We start from the raw sequence: 741 nt of genomic DNA, 5'->3' as shown, positions 1-741 counted from the left end.
TTCCCACGACTGAAACCAAGTCAAAGTCGTTTTGTTATTCACACGCTTTGCCTTTTTTAAAAATCAAGATAGGCAGGACTTAAAAGGCCCGCGTCTGGAACCGAGCAACTTCATCTTTCAACTCATTCATTCTTATTGGCTAAAAATGCCCGAATTCGTTTTCGTTTCCTTAATTAAAGAAAGAACTTTTTTCCCTACCAAATGCTTTGTCCTTTGAATTTAAATGCTTGGTAACGGCTCGGGTATGGCAAGTTGGGCAATAGAAAGCACTTACTTGTCAAGTTGCACTGAGCCGTAGCATTTGTTTTGGTTACTAATTTAATATTTTATTGCTAGCCGAAGCAAATGCTTCGGCGGTGTAAATTACTTGCACAATGAAAACCCCTTAAGCCACGCCCTATTTGCTATACCCATTGTTGAACTAAACCTCCCCAAAGGGAGGTAGCTTTCGATTTAAATTCGTATTGAATACGTATAAATCTCATGTTTAATAATTTAATAAAATTAAATCATGAGTAAAATTACTATTTATTCTGAAGCCTGCAACAAAGTTGATGGCTTTAGAGCTATGGGAGAAGAGTTTAAACGTAAACTTATTATTAATGGACGATCAAAGTCTACACACGAAAATTATTTACGCCAAATAGCTAAACTGGCTCTTTATTACAAGAAAAATCCGCTAGTTTTAGACATAGATGAGCTGGAAGAGTATCTGTATTACCTGATGCAAAAGGATACGGA

1 protein-coding gene is annotated in these 741 nt (G+C 36.4%); it reads left to right on the top strand.

Features of this window, described 5'->3' with window-relative positions; genetic code table 11:
* Positions 1 to 511: 511 nt before the first annotated feature.
* Positions 512 to 741 (top strand): phage integrase N-terminal SAM-like domain-containing protein (locus tag HNS40_RS22560; RefSeq protein WP_172284964.1); only part of this gene is annotated, 230 nt, incomplete at its 3' end.

It is taken from the genome of Lentimicrobium sp. S6 (assembly GCF_013166635.1).
In the GTDB taxonomy this organism is placed as follows: Bacteria; Bacteroidota; Bacteroidia; order Bacteroidales; family UBA12170; genus UBA12170.
This window is presented reverse-complemented; position numbering and strand designations above follow the sequence as displayed.